This window comes from Rhodospirillales bacterium (assembly GCA_016710335.1).
GTDB lineage: Bacteria > Pseudomonadota > Alphaproteobacteria > Rhodospirillales > Defluviicoccaceae > JADJXQ01.
The window spans coordinates 132,547-149,935 of record JADJXQ010000024.1; the positions used below are offsets into that span (position 1 = coordinate 132,547).

The 17,389-nt window shown below is 66.2% G+C and carries 17 protein-coding genes; 12 read left to right on the plus strand and 5 right to left on the minus strand.

Annotated elements, in window-relative coordinates; all coding sequences use genetic code 11:
- Positions 1-14: 14 nt before the first annotated feature.
- The 8 genes from hisB to IPM60_16265 are packed head-to-tail and all read left to right on the plus strand — an operon-like array spanning position 15 to position 4,439.
- On the plus strand, positions 15-638 hold the full coding sequence (gene hisB / locus IPM60_16230; protein ID MBK8909358.1) for an imidazoleglycerol-phosphate dehydratase HisB: 624 nt from the start codon (positions 15-17) through the stop codon (positions 636-638).
- A 25-nt stretch (positions 639-663) separates the two neighbouring features.
- Positions 664-1,056 carry a DUF2628 domain-containing protein gene (locus IPM60_16235; protein ID MBK8909359.1) on the plus strand — a complete coding sequence of 131 codons (393 nt, stop codon included), beginning with the start codon at positions 664-666 and terminating at the stop codon, positions 1,054-1,056.
- On the plus strand, positions 1,044-1,697 hold the full coding sequence (hisH, locus tag IPM60_16240; GenBank protein ID MBK8909360.1) for an imidazole glycerol phosphate synthase subunit HisH: 654 nt from the start codon (positions 1,044-1,046) through the stop codon (positions 1,695-1,697). Before IPM60_16235 ends, hisH begins: the two co-directional genes overlap by 13 nt.
- Positions 1,694-2,449: a 1-(5-phosphoribosyl)-5-[(5-phosphoribosylamino)methylideneamino]imidazole-4-carboxamide isomerase gene (gene hisA, locus IPM60_16245; protein MBK8909361.1), complete on the plus strand. Its 756-nt coding sequence runs from the start codon at positions 1,694-1,696 to the stop codon at positions 2,447-2,449. Before hisH ends, hisA begins: the two co-directional genes overlap by 4 nt.
- Positions 2,443-3,216: an imidazole glycerol phosphate synthase subunit HisF gene (gene hisF, locus IPM60_16250; GenBank protein MBK8909362.1), complete on the plus strand. Its 774-nt coding sequence runs from the start codon at positions 2,443-2,445 to the stop codon at positions 3,214-3,216. The genes hisA and hisF overlap by 7 nt, the downstream gene beginning before the upstream one ends.
- The gene (locus tag IPM60_16255; GenBank protein MBK8909363.1) at positions 3,213-3,557 is read left to right on the plus strand and encodes a phosphoribosyl-ATP diphosphatase; all 345 of its coding nucleotides are present in this window, start codon (positions 3,213-3,215) and stop codon (positions 3,555-3,557) included. The genes hisF and IPM60_16255 overlap by 4 nt, the downstream gene beginning before the upstream one ends.
- Positions 3,558-3,570: 13 nt before the next feature.
- The gene (locus tag IPM60_16260; GenBank protein MBK8909364.1) at positions 3,571-3,936 is read left to right on the plus strand and encodes a histidine triad nucleotide-binding protein; all 366 of its coding nucleotides are present in this window, start codon (positions 3,571-3,573) and stop codon (positions 3,934-3,936) included.
- Complete coding sequence (locus tag IPM60_16265) at positions 3,936-4,439, plus strand: GFA family protein (GenBank protein MBK8909365.1); 504 nt, start codon at positions 3,936-3,938, stop codon at positions 4,437-4,439. Before IPM60_16260 ends, IPM60_16265 begins: the two co-directional genes overlap by 1 nt.
- A 90-nt stretch (positions 4,440-4,529) precedes the next feature.
- On the opposite strand, the gene glk is transcribed toward IPM60_16265, so the two are convergent.
- Both glk and gshB read right to left on the minus strand, forming a co-directional pair.
- Positions 4,530-5,516, minus strand: a complete 987-nt coding sequence (gene glk, locus IPM60_16270) for a glucokinase (protein ID MBK8909366.1) — start codon at positions 5,514-5,516, stop codon at positions 4,530-4,532.
- Entirely contained in the window at positions 5,513-6,490 is a 978-nt protein-coding gene (gshB, locus tag IPM60_16275; protein ID MBK8909367.1) for a glutathione synthase, read from the minus strand. The genes glk and gshB overlap by 4 nt, the downstream gene beginning before the upstream one ends.
- 219 nt (positions 6,491-6,709) lie before the next feature.
- On the opposite strand from gshB, the gene IPM60_16280 reads away from it, so the two are divergent.
- The 4 genes from IPM60_16280 to fetB all read left to right on the plus strand — a co-directional run bounded on the left by IPM60_16280 (position 6,710) and on the right by fetB (position 14,376).
- Positions 6,710-11,539: an NAD-glutamate dehydrogenase gene (locus IPM60_16280; GenBank protein MBK8909368.1), complete on the plus strand. Its 4,830-nt coding sequence runs from the start codon at positions 6,710-6,712 to the stop codon at positions 11,537-11,539.
- Positions 11,540-11,687: 148 nt separating this feature from the next.
- Complete coding sequence (locus IPM60_16285) at positions 11,688-12,965, plus strand: MFS transporter (GenBank protein ID MBK8909369.1); 1,278 nt, start codon at positions 11,688-11,690, stop codon at positions 12,963-12,965.
- A 2-nt stretch (positions 12,966-12,967) separates the two neighbouring features.
- Positions 12,968-13,585 carry an ATP-binding cassette domain-containing protein gene (locus IPM60_16290; GenBank protein MBK8909370.1) on the plus strand — a complete coding sequence of 206 codons (618 nt, stop codon included), beginning with the start codon at positions 12,968-12,970 and terminating at the stop codon, positions 13,583-13,585.
- The gene (gene fetB, locus IPM60_16295; protein MBK8909371.1) at positions 13,579-14,376 is read left to right on the plus strand and encodes an iron export ABC transporter permease subunit FetB; all 798 of its coding nucleotides are present in this window, start codon (positions 13,579-13,581) and stop codon (positions 14,374-14,376) included. Before IPM60_16290 ends, fetB begins: the two co-directional genes overlap by 7 nt.
- A 102-nt stretch (positions 14,377-14,478) precedes the next feature.
- Here fetB and purH read toward each other — a convergent pair whose 3' ends face one another.
- The 3 genes from purH to IPM60_16310 form a co-directional block, all read right to left on the minus strand.
- Complete coding sequence (gene purH, locus IPM60_16300) at positions 14,479-16,050, minus strand: bifunctional phosphoribosylaminoimidazolecarboxamide formyltransferase/IMP cyclohydrolase (protein ID MBK8909372.1); 1,572 nt, start codon at positions 16,048-16,050, stop codon at positions 14,479-14,481.
- Positions 16,051-16,133: 83 nt separating this feature from the next.
- Positions 16,134-16,664, minus strand: a complete 531-nt coding sequence (locus IPM60_16305) for a disulfide bond formation protein B (protein MBK8909373.1) — start codon at positions 16,662-16,664, stop codon at positions 16,134-16,136.
- 24 nt (positions 16,665-16,688) lie between these two features.
- Positions 16,689-17,267, minus strand: coding sequence for a DedA family protein (locus IPM60_16310; protein MBK8909374.1), 579 nt, complete (start codon positions 17,265-17,267; stop codon positions 16,689-16,691).
- Between the last annotated feature and the right edge of the window lie 122 nt (positions 17,268-17,389).

A 17,389-nucleotide genomic window follows, 5' to 3' on the forward strand; every position in this document is an offset into this window, starting at 1 on the left:
CGGAGTTTTGCGTCATGCCAATTGCAAGTGCGGGACGAACGGCGACGGTCGAGCGGTCGACGACGGAAACCGCGGTGACCGCGACCGTGAACCTGGACGGCGATGGCCGCTACCAAGTCGCCACCGGCATCGGCTTCCTCGACCACATGCTGGAGCAGTTGGCGCGCCATAGTTTGATGGACCTGGATTTACGGGCGAAAGGCGACCTCCACATCGATCCGCACCACACTGCCGAGGACAGCGGCATCGCCCTTGGCCAGGCGGTAAGCCGCGCCCTCGGCGAGCGGCGCGGCATCCGCCGCTTCGGCTCGGCCCTGTCCGCCATGGATGAAACTCTTACGAGGGTGGTGATCGACGTGTCTGGCCGGCCCTACCTGGTGTGGACGGTGGCGTTCAGTCAGGACCGCCTCGGCGGCCTCGACACCGAGATGATCCGGGAGTGGTTCCAGGCATTCGCGTTCAACGCCGGTCTGACCCTGCATGTGGAAACCCTCTACGGGGTCAACAACCATCACATCTGTGAGTCGTGCTTCAAAGGGCTGGCGCGGGCGCTCCGGGACGCTATCGAGATCGACCCGCGCAAAGCCGACACGGTGCCCTCGACCAAGGGCACCCTCGCCGAAACCGAAACCTGCTAGCCGCCGGGCGGCCGGCCGATACGCAATGCGCATCTATACCGTTCATCTCCGCCGCGAGGGTCTGGATCCGGACCGCGACATCGTCCTGGTCAAGGAAGGGTTCAACTGGCCGGCGCTGTTTTTCTCGCTTCTGTGGGCCCTGTGGCACGGGCTATGGCTGGTCGCGCTCGGGCTGGTCCTGGCGGAGGTTATCCTCGGCGCGACGATGCGCGTCCTTGGCGCCGGGCCCTGGATCGAAACCGCGATATCCACCGGTGTGGCGGTAATCTTTGCGTTCATCGCTAACGACCTGCACCGCTGGACCCTGAAGCGGCGCGGGTTTGTCGAAGCCGGAGTGATTGCCGGCAGCAACCGGCATAGTGCCGAAGTGCGGCTGTTCGACCGCAACCCGGACCTTTTCGATGGATGTGCATCGTGAGCGTCGCGATCATCGACTACGGCTCGGGGAACCTGCGCTCGGCCGCCAAGGCGTTTGAGCGCGCCACCGCAGACGCCGGCCGAAGCGAAGATGTTCTGGTCACTTCCGACCCGCATGCCGTGCGCCCCGCCGACCACATTGTGCTTCCGGGCGTGGGGGCGTTCGGCGACTGCCGCCGCGGTCTGGACGCGATTGCGGGCATGACGGATGCGCTGGAAGACGCGGTGCTGCTCCGTGGTCGACCATTCCTCGGCATTTGTGTGGGCATGCAGCTCATGGCGGAAACCGGGCTGGAGCATGGCAGCCACCCCGGGCTCGGCTGGATCCCGGGGCAAGTGGCGCCATTGAAGCCCTCGGATCCTCAGCTCAAGATCCCGCACATGGGCTGGAACGAGCTCGACCTGCGCGCCTCGGATCATCCCGTGTTCGCCGCACTGCCGCCGGCGCCCCATGCCTATTTCGTGCACAGCTTCGGGTTCCTGCCTTCCGACCCGACGCACATCCTCGCCACCGTCGACTACGGTGGCGCCGTCACGGCGGTGATCGGCCGGGACAACATCGTTGGGACGCAGTTTCATCCCGAGAAAAGCCAGTCGGTCGGCCTGCGGCTGATCGCCAACTTCCTGGACTGGCGCCCATGATCTTCCTGCCGGCCATCGACCTCAAGGGCGGTCTTTGCGTGCGCTTGGTGAGGGGCGAAATGGAGACGGCGGTCGTTTTCAACGACGATCCGGCGGATCAGGCGCGCGTCTTCGAGGATGCGGGCTGCCGCTGGCTCCACGTCGTCGACCTCGACGGCGCGTTCGCCGGGCGGCCGATGAACATCGCCGCCGTGGAGGCAATATTGGCGGCAACCAAAATGCGAGTCGAACTCGGCGGCGGCATCCGCGACATGGAAACGGCTGGTCGCTGGCTGGACCAGGGGGTGGACCGGGTGGTGCTCGGGTCCGCCGCCGTCAACGATCCCGCCTTCGCCCGCGAAGCCTGCCGAGCATGGCCGCGGCGCGTCGCCATCGGCATCGACGCCCGCGACGGCATGGTGGCGGTGCACGGTTGGGCCAGCGCGACCAAGGTCAAGGCCGCCGACCTGGCGCGGAGCTTCGAAGCCGATGGCCCGGCCGCCATAATCTATACGGACATCGCCCGCGACGGGACCATGGAAGGTCCCAACATCGCGGCGACAACAGCTTTGGCCGAGGCAGTGACGACGCCGGTGATCCTCTCCGGAGGAATCTCTTCCATGGATGACCTGGCGACGGTCAGGACGGCGGGTCATGGTTCGGTGGCCGGCGTCATCTGCGGGCGCGCGATATACGAAGGGCGGGTCGATCCTGGCGCGGCGGTGGCGCTGCTCTCCGGGGCCGCGACCCCGGAGGCGTACCGGCGATGCTGAAGGCGCGGATCATTCCTTGCCTCGACGTGGATCGGGGACGGGTGGTCAAGGGCGTGAACTTCGTCGACTTGGTCGACGCCGGCGATCCGGTCGAGCAGGCGCGCCTGTACGATCAGGCCGGCGCCGACGAATTGTGCTTCCTCGACATCACCGCCAGCCACGAGGACAGGGACACGATTCTGGATGTGGTCGCCCGCACCGCCGAGCAGTGTTTCATGCCGCTGACGGTCGGCGGCGGCATTCGAACCCTGGACGACATCCGCCGGCTGCTGCTCGCCGGGGCGGACAAGGTCTCGATCAACACCGCTGCCGTGCACCGCCCGGAGTTCGTTCGCGAGGCGGCAGTAAAATTCGGCAGCCAGTGCATCGTCGTCTCGGTGGACGCCAAGTCGACCGGGAAGGGGCGGTTCGAGATCTTCACCCACGGTGGCCGCAGTCCCACCGGCATCGACGCCGTCGCCTGGTCGCGGCGGATGACCGACTATGGCGCCGGCGAGATCCTGTTGACCTCCATGGACCGAGACGGGACGAAAATTGGTTTCGACATCCCGCTGACCAGGACCATTTCCGATGCCGTCCCGGTGCCGGTTATCGCCTCAGGCGGCGTCGGCATCTTGGACCATCTGGTCGAGGGGATCGTCGAGGGGCATGCTTCGGCGGTGCTGGCGGCCTCCATCTTCCATTTCGGCACCTTCACCATCACACAAGCAAAGCAACACATGGCGGCGGCAGGCGTGCCGGTGCGTCTCGACGGAGCCGGGGCATGACAGCGGATCCGTCGGACGCCCGCATCCTCGATCGGCTGTTCGCGGTCATCGAGAGCCGCCGCGGCGCCGGCGCCGATACGTCCTACACGGCGCGGCTGCTGGCCGGGGGCCCCGCGCTGGCCGCCCGCAAGATGGGAGAAGAGGCGATCGAGACGCTCGTCGCCGCGCTTCATGATGGCGGGGACAAGGCGACCTTGGAAAGCGCCGACCTCCTCTACCATCTCTTGGTGCTGTGGGCGGCGATAGGGGTGCGGCCCGACGACGTGTGGGCGGAGCTGTCGCGACGCGAGGGCACCTCTGGCCTGGCCGAAAAAGCTTCGCGGAAGCCGACGTCGGGGTGAGGGAGAACGGATGATGGCCTACGATGACACCAACGTGTTTGCGAAGATCCTGCGCGGCGAGATCCCTTGCGACAAGGTCTACGAGGACGAGCACGCGCTCGCCTTCCACGACATCCAGCCGCAGTCGCCGATCCACGTGCTGGTGATCCCGAAAGGCCCGTACGTGTCGATGGACGATTTCACGCTCGATGCGCCGCCGGAGCTGATCGCCGGCTTCTTTCGCGCCGTCGGCCAAGTCGCGCGCCAGCTCGGCGCGGTCGACAAGGGCTACCGCGTCCTCGCCAACACCGGCCCCGACGCCCACCAGGAAGTCATGCACGTCCACGTCCACATCTTCGCCGGCCGCGACCTCGGCGGCATGATCCGGCGCTCAAGCTGATGGCGTCCGAGGGGCGCATGCCGCGGCACACCGGCGGCTGCCAGTGCGGCGCCGTGCGCTATGCCTTGTACGCCGAGCCGGAGGGCGTGCACATTTGCCATTGTCGCATGTGCCAAAAGGCCGTGGGAAATGCTTTCGCCGCCCTTGCACCGGTGCAGCGGGAGGCTTTTGCGTGGACACGGGGCACACCTGCCTATTACAGCAGCTCCAACCTCGTCAAGCGCGGTTACTGCGCTCGCTGCGGGACGCCATTGTCGTTCGAATACCGGGACGGCGACGAGTTCGACGTGACGATCGGCAGCCTCGATCATCCCGAACGCACGCCGCCGACCCGCCAGTACGGCATCGAGAGCCGCGTGCACTGGATCGACTCCATCGACAACCTGCCGCGAGCGAAGACCGAAGACGACATGACCGCCGAGCGCCAGGCGCAGTTGCGAGTTTTCCAGCATCCCGATCACGATACCGACGACGACTGGACTTGGGATGCGATGAGCCGGTGAGCGTACGGCCGCGGATCAGGAGCAATCCGCCATTCAATTCGACCTTTGACTACCGCTGCAACGCCCGCCGCAACGTCGATCCGATAGCCTTCATTCGTCGCGCTGATCGAGGGCGTGCCGGGCAGCGCCGTGGAGGGCCGCCATCGGGTCGAGGATGACGTGGATCGGCACGTTGGAGACGAGGTCGGCGAATCGACCCTTGTTCCGCACCGCCGCCAGGAAATCCGCCTGCTGCAGACGCGACAGGATGCGGGGCGGGATGCCGCCGCCGAGATAGATCCCGCCGGTCGTCAACAGCTTTAGGGCCGTGTTGCCGACAATGCCGCCGAGAATGCGGACGAACATGTCGAGCGCGGCGACGCACGCGTCGGCGGATCGCTCGAGCGCGGTGTTGACGATCACCGGCGTCGGGTCGTCGGCTTCCGAGAGCGCCTTGCGCAGCCAATCGGGCTCGTGGTATCGACCGGTGCTGCGCACGTAGTCCATGAGATTGGGAATGCCGCTGCCCGAGCACACGCGCTCGTTGCTGACGTGTCCGAAGCGGTGCTGCATGAATGCCAGTAACTCGATCTGCTCCGGCGTCGCAGGCGCGAATGAGGCGTGACCCCCCTCCGTCGCATGGGGTCGATAATTCGTTCCAGTCCATGCCAGAAACGACACCCCGAGCCCCGTTCCGGGCGCGACGACGGCGATGGTGCCGCCGGGCGCGGGCCGGCCGGGGTTGAGGGTGTGCAGGTGCGCTGCGCCCAATCCCGGAACAGCGTAAGCGATGGCCTCCAAGTCGTTAAGGAGATGGACGCGCGGGATTTCGAACCGGGCGGCGAGCGCCTCGGCATCGATCACCCAAGGAAGATTGGTGATTTGGCTGCGACCGCCGATCACCGGACCGGCCACGCCGAAGCTGGCCCGGGTGGGTTTGGCGCCGGTCGTGGACAGAAAGCTGCTGACCACGTCTTCGAAGGCGGCATGCGCGTCGCTGACGAACAATTCTTCCGCAAGCGGACGCTCGATCCCGGCTTCCGGCTCGTAGAGGGCGAGGACCGTCTTTGTCCCGCCGATATCGCCGGCGAGGATCATGACGCCCTCGCCCGACCGGAAGCGGCGCGGCTGTCATGGAAGCGCTGCTCGAAGGCGTCCCAAAGCTGCGCCTCCAGCGAGACATCATCGAACCGGCCGATTTCCTGGATGCCGGTCGGCGAGGTAACGTTGATCTCGGTGAGGTAGTCACCGATCACGTCGATGCCGACGAAGATCAGCCCGAGTTCCCGCAATTGCGGGCCGATGGCCTCGCAGATGTCGTGTTCGCGCGGCGTCAGCGTCGACTTGAGAGCCTTGCCGCCGACGTGAAGATTGGCGCGCGCCTCGCCCTCGGCCGGGACCCGCGTCAGGGCGCCGGCGGGGCGGCCCTCAATGAGGATAATGCGCTTGTCCCCCTGCCGCACCTCCGGGAGGTAGGCCTGGACCACCACCGGTTCCCGGTAGAGCCTGGTAAACATCTCCAGCAGCGCGTTCAGATTATCGTCGGCCGGATCGACGTGAAAAACCCCGGCGCCTCCGTTGCCGAACAGCGGCTTGATGATGATGTCCCGGTGCTCGCGGCGGAAATCGATGATGTGCTCGCGATCGGACGTAATCAGGGTCGGGGGCATCAACTCCGGGAAATGCGCGACGAACAGCTTTTCCGGCGCGTTTCGGACCGAAACCGGGTCGTTGACCACGTAGGTCGCCGGGTGCACGTGCTGGAGCAGGTGCGTCGCGGTGATGTACGCCATGTCGAACGGCGGATCCTGGCGCATCAGCACGATGTCGACGTCGGCGAGGTCGATGATCTCCGGTTCGCCTAACGCGAAATGCCGCTCCACCGAGCGCCACACCTGCAGCGGCCGCGCGCGCGCGACGATCCTGCCCTTCACAAGCGACAGGTCTTGCGGCAGGTAGTGAAACAGCCTGTGATCGCGCCGCTGCGCTTCCAGCGCCAGAGCGAACGTGCTGTCCGCGCTGATGTCGATGCGATCGATCGGATCCATCTGGATGGCCACGTCAAGGCCCATGCTGCGTCCTCATCTCGAAGCCAGGCTGCATGTCGTTACGCAGGCTGGCGGAGCAACCGGACTTAAAGGCCGCCGCCGGCCGCGTCAATGCGACACCGCCGCGCTTGCTTTGGGGCCCGGTAACCGCGGGATTGTCGGCATCGTGTGGATCTGGTGTAACATGCAGTAGGCCCACAGCGCCATGCCGCCGCGAATGAGCCGAAAACGGGAGGAAGCAGCATGCCCCAGTCTACGGAGTCGCACCGCAACGACCTTATCAACAAGGCCACCGAATGCGCGACCCGCCGTCTCGGTGAGGCGGAAGCCGCCGTCGTGGCCGAGTTCGTGCGCCGGTACTACGCGCATGTTCCGCCGTACGATCTGCGCGGCGAGAGCCCGGACGCCATCTTCGGCGCGGCATTTTCCCACTTCCGCCTGGGAGCCCGCCGCAAGCCCGGGGAAGACATCGTGCGTGTTTACAATCCGCGCCTCGACGAGCACGGATGGCGATGCGAGCACACCGTGGTTGAGGTCGTCACCGACGACATGCCGTTTTTGGTCGATTCCGTCACGGCCAGGCTCAACCAGGAAGCCCTGACGGTGCACCTGGTCATCCACCCGATCTTCACCGTCCGCCGCGATAACCAAGGCGTGTTCAACGGGCTCGCCGCGAACGGCGCCGACGGAGCGCTTGCGGAGTCGTTCATGCGTATCGAGGTCACCCATCAGTCGGGCGACATCCTGGAGACGATCGCCGGCCGCATCCGCCGCGTTCTCAAAGACGTTCGAAGCGCGGTATCGGATTGGGAGCCGATGCGCGAGCGCCTGAAGGAAAGCACCGAGACGCTAGAGGCGAACGCGCCGGCTTGGCCGGCCGAAGCGGTTGCCGAGATCCGCGAGTTCCTGGAGTGGCTCTATAAGGAGCATTTCACGCTGCTGGGATACCGGGAATACCGCATTGAGGGCGGCGGCGACGCGCCGAAGATCTCGATCGTCGAGGGCTCCGGCCTCGGCATTCTCCGCGACCCGGCCGTCTTCGTGTTCGACGAGGCGGTGGACGCAAGTGTGCTGCCGCGGGCGCTTCGCATGTTCGTGGTCGAGCGCCAGCTCCTTGTCTTGACCAAGACGGATCTGAGGTCGACCGTCCACCGCACCGTGCCGATGGACGCCATCGGCATCAAGCTGTTCGACGCGGAAGGCCGCGTGGTCGGCCATCGCATGTTCGTCGGGCTGTTCACCTCGTCCGCCTACACTCAGTCGCCGATGGCCATTCCGCTGCTGCGGAGCCGCGTCAAAAAGGCGATCGAGCGCGCCGGCTTCGAGCCGAGGAGCCACGACGGCAAGGCGCTTCTCAATATTCTGGAGACGTTTCCGCGGGACGAACTGTTCCAGGTCGACTACGAGCACCTCTACCGCACCGCCGTCGGCATCCACAATCTGCAGGATCGGCAGAAGGCGGCGCTGTTCATTCGCCGGGACGACTACGAGCGTTACGTCACCTGCCTGGTCTACGTCCCGAGCGACCGCTACAACACCCAGCTCCGCCTCACCATTCAGACCATCCTCGAGCGGGCGTTCAATGGCGAGGTGATGTCCCAGTATTCGGAGGTCGGCGACTCGCCGCTCGCCCGTCTCTACATGATCATCCGCACCGTCACCGGGCAGATCCCGGAATACGAGGCGAGCGAGCTGGAAGCGCAGATCGTCGACGCGACCCGCACCTGGTCGGATCTCCTCAAGGGATCGCTCATCGCCGCTCACGGCGAAGAGGAGGGGCACATTCTCTTTCAGCGCTATTGCGACGCCTTCCCGCCCGGCTACCAAGCGGAGTTCAATGCCGACGAGGCGGTCGCCGACATCGAGCGCATCGAAATACTGATGGTGACTCACGAGATCGAGATGACCCTGTATCGGCCGTTCGAGGTCGCCGAGCATCGTATGCGTTTCAAGGTGTACCGTCCGAAACAGCCGATCATCCTCTCGGAAGTCTTGCCGATGCTGGAGCATCTCGGGCTCCGGGTGATCGACGAGATCCCCTACGCCGTACCGATCCCCAACAGCGACGTCCGCCTGGTGATGATCCACGATTTCGGGCTGGAGACCCGGAGCGGCCAGCCGATCGACATGGCGGCGATCCGAGATTCATTCAAACAGGCGTTTCTCAACGTCTGGTGCGGCAACGCCGAGAGCGACCGGTTCAACAGCCTCGTTCTCGAAGCGCGCATGTCCGCCCGCGAGGTTACGGTGATCCGCGCCTATTCCCGCTACCTGCGGCAGGCCGGCATCGCGTTCTCCCAAAGCTACATGCAGGACGCCCTTCTCAACAACGCCTCCTTGGCCCGACTGACGGTCGACCTGTTCAAGACCATGTTCGATCCCGCCATCGAGACGGGGCGCGAGCAGAAAGTCGAGGCCGTTGCCAAAGCGCTCAACGCAGGGCTCGAAAATGTGGAAAGCGCCGACGAGGACCGGATCCTGCGGCGCTTCTTTAATGCGGTGCAGTCGACGCTGCGCACCAACTATTTCCAGCGGGGCGCCGACGGCGCTCCCAAGCCGTATCTGTCGTTCAAGATCGACAGCCGCGCCGTCGCCGAACTGCCGCTGCCGCGGCCGATGGTGGAGGTTTTCGTCTACTCACCGCGCATGGAGGGCATCCACCTGCGCGGCGGAAAGGTGGCCCGCGGCGGCATCCGCTGGTCCGACCGGCGGGAGGACTTCCGCACCGAGATCCTCGGCCTGATGAAGGCGCAGATGGTCAAGAACGTCGTCATCGTGCCCGTGGGCTCGAAGGGCGGCTTCATCGTCAAGCGGCCGCCGGCGACTGGCGACCGCGAAGCCATTCAGGCCGAAGGTATCGAATGCTACAAGTCGCTGATCCGCGGCATCCTCGACCTGACCGACAACCGGGTCGGCGGCCAAGTGGTGCCGCCCGAGGATGTGGTTCGCCGTGACGACGACGACCCCTACCTGGTGGTCGCCGCCGACAAGGGCACCGCGACCTTCTCGGACATCGCCAACGGCGTCTCCAAGGAGTACGGGTTCTGGCTCGACGACGCCTTTGCTTCGGGCGGCAGCCAGGGCTACGACCACAAGGCAATGGGCATCACCGCCCGCGGAGCCTGGGAGTCGGTCAAGCGGCACTTCCGGGAGATGGGCAAGGACATCCAGGCGGAGCCGTTCACCGTGGTCGGGGTTGGCGACATGTCGGGCGACGTGTTCGGCAACGGCATGCTGTTGTCGCCGTGCATCAAATTGTTGGGTGCGTTCAACCATCTGCACATCTTCGTGGACCCCGACCCCGATCCGGCGGTCAGCCTGAAGGAGCGCCAGCGCCTGTTCGCGCTGCCGCGCTCGAGCTGGAGCGACTACGACCACAACCTGATCTCCCAGGGCGGCGGCATTTTCGACCGCCGCGCCAAGACCCTGAATGTGTCCCCCGAAATCCGCGAGCGCTTCGGGCTCGGGTCCGACCATGTCAGGCCGAATGACCTGATCCGCGCCATGCTTCGGGCTGAGGTCGAGCTGATGTGGTTCGGCGGCATCGGCACTTACGTCAAGGCGAGCTATGAGAGCGACACCGACGCGGGCGACCGGTCCAACGATGCGGTGCGCATCGACGGCCGCGAGCTTCGCTGCCAAGTCGTCGGCGAGGGCGCCAACCTCGCCTTCACGCAGAATGGCCGCATCGAGTACGCGCTGGCCGGCGGGCGCATCAATACCGACTTCATCGACAACTCGGCCGGAGTCGACTGCTCCGACCACGAAGTCAACATCAAGATCCTGCTCGGGTCCGCCGTGAGAGACGGCGACATGACCGAAAAGCAGCGGAACCGGCTGCTTGCCGAGATGACCGATGAGGTCGCCGCTTTGGTGCTGCGGGACAACTACCTGCAATCCCAGGCCATCACCCTGATCAAGGACGAAGGATTTTCGGCGCTGGAGAACCAGACGCGGCTGATGCGCATGTTCGAACGCCAGGGTCGCCTCGACCGTGAGGTTGAGTTCCTGCCGGAGGACGACGCCCTGGCCGAACGTATCGCGGCACGTCAAGGCTTGACGCGGCCCGAAATCGCGGTGCTGTTCGCCTACTGCAAGCTGTGGCTCTACGACAAGGTGCTAGAATCCGACTTACCGGACGATCGTCATTTGGCCGAGGACGTCGTCCGCTATTTCCCGACGCCCATCCAGAACGGGCAGCGGGAGCGCATTCGCGGTCACATCTTGCGGCGCGAGCTCATCGCCACCTCGATCACCAACAGCCTGATCAACCGCGTCGGCGGCACGTTCGTGACCGAGATCTCCGACAAATCTGGAATGCCGGCGGTCGACGTCGCTCGCGCCTACATCATTACCCGCGACGTGTTCGGGCTTCGCGATGTCTGGGTGCAGATCGAAGCTCTCGACAACCTGGTGCCGGCGGACGCGCAGTCGACGCTCCACCGCGACGCCCAGCGTCTGATCGAGCGCGGGACCATGTGGTTCCTCCGCAACGGCGGTAGCCCCATCGACATCACCCGCAACGTGGGCGCCTATAAGCAACCGGTCGCCGCCCTCGCCACCTGCATCGACTCTGTCCTGCCGGAGGAGATGAACGGCCGTATCCTTCATCGGGTCGGGCGATACACCGAAAGAGGCGTGCCGGAGAACTTGGCGCGCCAGATCGCCTACCTGATCGCCATGCCGTCGGCGTGCGACATCGTCCGCATCGCAGCGGCGCGCGGCATCGCCGTCGAGGACGTGGCGCGCTTGAACTTCGCTTTGGGCGAGTCCCTCGGCCTCGGGTGGCTTCGCTACCAGGCCGAGAAGATCTCCGCCATGAGCCACTGGCAGAAGCTGGCCGTCTCGGCGATCATCGAGGAGCTCTACAACCATCAGTGCGCGCTGACCGTCCACGTGCTGGATACGGTCGGCAAGGCCGGGGACGGCGCCATCTCGGCGTGGACGGAGAACCGGGCCGCAGCGGTCGAGAGAGTGCGAGTGCTGCTCGGCGAGCTGGAGGCGTCAGGGCCGCTCGATCTGTCGATGCTCACGGTGGCGAGCCGACAGGTCGGCACCCTGGTTGCCGCCTGAAGGCTGCGCCACTCACCCTCGCTCTCACCCTTCCGCGGATCCCTCCCTCTCCCGTTCGCGGGAGAGGGCCCGGGTGAGGATAATAAGGCACCGCCGGTGAGCCGATCGTCATGAGTACCGGAACAGGGACCGGCTGTTGATAAGCGCTCTGACAAAAACCAGCGTTGAACACGGACCTGGCCGCCTCGCGCTCGCGTCCTGGTGCCTTTACGACTGGGCGACGCAGGGGTTCCCGACGATCATCATCACCTTCGTGTTCGCCACCTACTTCACCAAGGTCGTGGCGCCGGATCCGGTGACCGGCACCGAGTTGTGGGGCAACGCGCTGAGTGCGTCTGCGCTTCTGGTGGCGATCTCCAGCCCGCTGCTCGGCGCCATCGCCGATCAGATCGGGCGGCAGAAACCATGGCTGCTGGCCTCCACGGTGGTCTGCGTAGCCGCCGTCGCTTTGCTTTGGTTCACCCGCGGCGATCCGTCTTCGATGCTGTGGGCGCTCGCCTTCGTCGCCATCGGCAATGTCGCGTTCGAGACGGCGATGGTGTTCTACAACGCCATGCTGCCGAACCTGGCGCCCCGCGGCAAGATCGGTCGCCTGTCGGGCTGGGGCTGGGGACTTGGCTACGCCGGCGGTGTCATGCTTCTGGTGCTCAGCCTGACGGCGTTTGTGCAGGCGGACCGGCCCGCTCTCGGCCTCGACACGGAAGCGTGGGAGCACGTGCGCGCCACGCCGCTGCTGGTCGCCGCGTGGATGGCGGTGTTCTCCATCCCGCTGTTCCTGTTCACCCCGGACGGCCAAGCGACCGGCGTCGGTCTGGCGGCGGCGGCGCGCGGCGGCCTCCGCACCTTGATCGCGACCCTCCGGCGCATCCGCTCCTACCGCCAGATCGCCCTCTACCTCTTTGCCCGCATGATCTACACGGACGGCCTCAACACGCTGTTCATCTTCGGAGGCATTTACGCGGCCGGACAGTTCGGTATGGCGTTGGACGAAATCGTGCTGTTCGGCATTGCTCTCAACGTCACCGCCGGCCTCGGCGCCGCCGCGTTCGCCTGGGTCGACGACTGGATCGGCGCCAAGCGCACCATCCTGATCTCGGTCGCGGCAATCATCGTCCTGGCCGTCGGCCTGCTGCTGGTCGAGGAGAAGGCCTGGTTCTGGTTCCTCGGCGCGCCGATCGGTATCTTTTTCGGCCCCGCCCAGTCTGCCAGCCGCTCGTTCATGGCGCGCCTCGCGCCCAAGCACTTGCGCACCGAGATGTTCGGCCTCTACGCGTTCTCGGGCAAGGCGACCGCCTTTTTGGGACCCTTCGTTGTGGCGACGGTCACCGGCTGGACAGGAAGCCAGCGGGCCGGCATGGCCACCATCCTGGTGTTCCTGGTCGCCGGCATGGCACTGTTGCTGCCCGTCCGCGACGTGCGGGAGTAATCATGCTGACCGTGCGGGACTTGCGCCGTCCCGGCATCGAGCCTGCGACCGTATGCGTGGATGGAGGCGATGGCGTCGCGATCATGGGTCCGTCCGGCGCCGGCAAGACCCTCCTGCTCCGCGCGATCGCCGACCTCGACCCGAACCAGGGCGAGGTCGTGCTCGACGGTCGGCCGCGTAGCGCCATCGCCGGTCCCTCATGGCGCCGACAGGTGGTCTACCTCCCGGCGGAGTCCGGCTGGTGGGCGGAAAGCGTCGGCGAGCACGTCCGGGATCACGATGAAGCGCGGCACCTCGCCCGCCGCCTCGGGCTCTCCGATGATGTGCTCGCGTGGCCCGTCTCCCGCCTCTCAACCGGCGAAAAACAGCGTCTTGCCCTCGTTCGGGCGCTCAGCCTGAAGCCGCCGGTGCTGCTGCTGGACGAGCCGACCGCGGCGCTCGATCCCGACAGTGCCGCCGCAGTGGAAGCGCTGGTCCGCGAGCGGCTTGCGGGCGGTGCCGCCGTCATCCTGGTGACCCACGACCGCGGTCAGGCAGAGCGCCTCGCCTTCCGCATCCTGACCATGTGCGGCGGCCGGATCGCGGAAGGCATCGCCGAACGTGGTGCGCCGCCATCGTGACCTCCTACGTCACACTCGACGCGCTTGATGTAGTGCTTGCGGCCCTGCTGCTGTTGATCAACGGCGGCCTGTCGCTGTGGCTGGACCTCCGTCTCGAGCGCCAACTGACCGTGGCGGCGGCGCGCATGGTGGTCCAGCTGCTGCTCGTCGGGCTTGTGCTGGAGGGGCTTTTCGCGCTGGTCTCGCCGTCGCTGACGGCGTTGGTGATGTCGGTGATGGCGCTGTTCGCGGCGCACGAGATCCGCGCCCGCCAGTCCCGCAATATTGCCGGCTGGTGGTCTTACGGCATCGGCGGCGGCGCCATGAGCCTCGCGGGGTTCCTCGTCGCCGTGTTTGCTCTCGCCGTCGTCGTGCAGCCGACGCCGTGGTATCATCCGCAGTACGCCATACCCCTGTTCGGCATGGTGTTGGGCAATGCGATGACCGGCATCAGCCTCGGCCTCAACACTCTCACAACTACGATGGTGCGCGAGCGCGCTGCCATCGAGGCGCAACTCATGCTGGGCGCCGCCCGGTGGGACGCGCTGCGTCCGGCACTGCGGGAGTCGCTCCGGAGCGGCTTCATGCCGATCATCAACTCCATGGCCGCGGCCGGCGTCGTGTTCCTGCCCGGGATGATGACCGGCCAGATCCTCGCCGGCGTCGATCCCGCCGAGGCGGTCAAGTACCAGCTCGTCATCATGTTCCTGATCGCCGGCGCCACCGGCTCCGGCGTGCTGCTGGCCACCTTCGCAACAGCGTTGCGCCTCACCGACGAGCGCCACCGCCTCCGCCTCGACCGGCTCGGCTGAGCGGCAATTCTGCGGACCCGCCGGCTTCGCGAAAACCTTCGCGAGGATCTGGTCGCCGACGGCATCGCGCCGACGGCCTTTCGTCAAGAGCACTTTAAAAACTTAATGGCAGAAATGCCGCATTCCCGTGAAGACCATGGCGATGTTGTTGTCGTCGGCGGCGGCGATGACCTCGTCGTCGCGCACAGAGCCGCCGGGCTGGATCACCGCCGTGGCGCCGGCTTCGATGCAGGCGAGCAGGCCGTCGGCGAACGGGAAGAAGGCGTCGGAGGCGACCACCGATCCGTCAGTCCGCGGCAGTGGCTCCTTTGCGGCCTTGCGGGCATCCTCGGCCTTGACCGCGGCGATGCGGGCCGAATCGACCCGGCTCATCTGGCCGGCCCCGATGCCAACGGTGGCGCCGCCTTTGCAGTAGACGATGGCATTGGACTTGACGTGCTTGCAGACACGGAACGCGAAGTCCAGGTCGGCCATCTCGGCGTTGGTCGGCGCACGCTTCGTGACCACCCTGAGCTCGCCCGCCGTCACGGCGTCGTCGCGGCTTTGCAGGAGGTAGCCGCCCGCGAGGGAACGCAAGGTCAACGCCGTCTCGGCCGGGTCGGGTAAGCCGCCGGCGGCCAGCACCCGCAGGTTTTTCTTCGTCGCGAGCAAGGCGCGGGCGTCCTCGTCCAGCTCCGGGGCGATGATCACCTCGACGAACAGCTTGGCGATCTCGGCGGCGGTGGCGCGGTCGAGCGGCCGGTTTACGGCTATGATCCCCCCGAAGGCGCTGACCGGATCGCACGCCAGCGCCTTCGCGTAGGCGCCCTGCAATGTCTCGGCGACCGCAACGCCGCACGGGTTGGCGTGCTTGATGATGGCGACCGCCGGCTGCTCGAACTCGGCGACAAGCTCGAACGCCGCGTTCGTGTCGTTGAGATTGTTGAAGCTGAGTTCCTTGCCCTGGATTTGGGTGGCGGAGGCAACTCCCGGTCGCGCCGCAGCGGAGACGTAGAACGCGGCGCTCTGGTGCGGATTTTCGCCGTAGCGCAGCATCTGCTTGCGCGCGCCGGCGAACACAAGGTGCTCGGGGAACGGCGTCGCGAGCACGCCGTTGAACCAGGCGGCGATGGCGGCGTCATACGCGCCGGTGCGAGCGTAGGCCTTGGCCGCCAGCCGTCGTCGCAACTCCGGCGTGGTCGCACCGTCGCCCGCGGTCATCTCCGCCATCAGCGGCTCGTAGTCGGCGGGATCGACGATCACCGTCACGAACGCGTGGTTCTTGGCGGCGGCGCGGATCAGGGCCGGGCCGCCGATGTCGATGTTCTCGATGCAATCTTCGAAGTCGGCGCCGCGGGCGACCGTGGCCTCGAACGGGTAAAGGTTGACGATCAGCAAATCTATGGCGCCGATGCCGTGTGCAGCCATCGCCGCCTCGTGCGTCGCGTTGCCACGGACGGCCAAGAGCCCGCCGTGGATCCTCGGGTGCAGGGTCTTGACGCGGCCGTCCATGATCTCCGGAAAGCCGGTGTAGTCCGACACGTCCTCCACCGGCACGCCGGCGTGGCGCAGCGTTTCCGCCGACCCGCCGGTCGAGAGGATCTCCACTTGCCGCTCCGAGAGAAAATGCCCGAGCGTCGCGAGGCCGATCTTGTCAGAGACGGAAATAAGCGCGCGGCGGATGACAGACGACATGGCTTACCCTCGGGACAGTTCGGGAGGCGAGTGAAACATCGGCCTATAGCAGACCCACCGCTTCGACTTGATCATTTTGTCGCTCAGAATGCCGAGCGCCGGCTCCGGCGTTGCTCGCTGAACAGCAAGCGGGCGCCGGCGAAAGACGCCGCCGCCAGGACGGCGGACGCAATGGCGTTGTAGCCGGCGAGCGAGATGCCGAACAGCCGCCAGTCCACTTCGTCGCACGGCTTGCGCGGCGAAGGCGCCGAAATTTCGGCCTTAAGGGACTCGATGGTCATGGTCTCCGGAAGTGCGCCGGCGCATCCGGCGATCGCCGACCACCAGTGCTGCTCGACGCCGACGTGGTATACCGCCAAGCCCGCGGCCGCTGCGAACACGATCCCGCATGCCGCCACCATGAACGCGCGATGGCGCCGGTCCACCGGCAGGAACAGGGCCAGGCCCGCGAGCACCAACACGACCGCGTAGGGAACGCGCTCATAGAGGCAGAGAATGCAGGGCTGGAGCCCGAAAAGGTGCTCGCCCGCGAACGCTGCCGCAAGCGCCGCGGCGGAGGCCGTCAACAGCGCCAGCGGCACCAGCCTGTCGGGATCGTGAAGTCGCTTCAGCATAGTCTCCACCCGGCGGCGGTTGCGCTAGAGAAAGCGGATCGCCACGAAGCCGCCGAACAGCAGGGCGAAGAACACGGTGACCACCATGCCCAGGTGATTCTCGATGAACTTGCGGATCGGCGGGCCGAAGTACCACAGCAACGCCGCCACCAGGAAGAAGCGGGCGCCGCGGGACAGGATCGAGGCGACCATGAAGGTGGTGGGATCGAGGGCGGTGACGCCGCTGGCGATGGTGATGACCTTGTAGGGGAACGGCGTCACGCCGGCGCCGGCCACGATCCACGCCCCCCACGCGTTGTACTGGTCGCGGAACGTCTCGAACTGGTCGCCGTAGTGGTAGAACTCGAGCAGTGGCCGGCCCAACTCCTCGAAAAGAAAATAGCCGATGCCATAGCCGGCTGCCCCGCCGAGAACCGAAGCGATGGTGCATACCGTCGCATAGAGCCAAGCCCGGTCGCGCGCCGCCAGCACCATCGGAATCAACAGCACGTCCGGCGGGATCGGAAACACCGAGCTTTCGATGAACGACACCGCCGCCAGCGCCAGGAGCGCATGGCGGTGGGCGGCAAGCCGCATGGTCCAGTCGTAGAGGCGCTGCAGCACGGCTTTGAGAGCTCCGACAGGGGGCGGGGACGCTCGGCGCGAGCGCGCGCTTCGTGTAGCAACCGCTCGTGGCAAGGGCAAGCATGCCGTGTCGGCGGCGCCGAGCCATACGCGCAATGCGA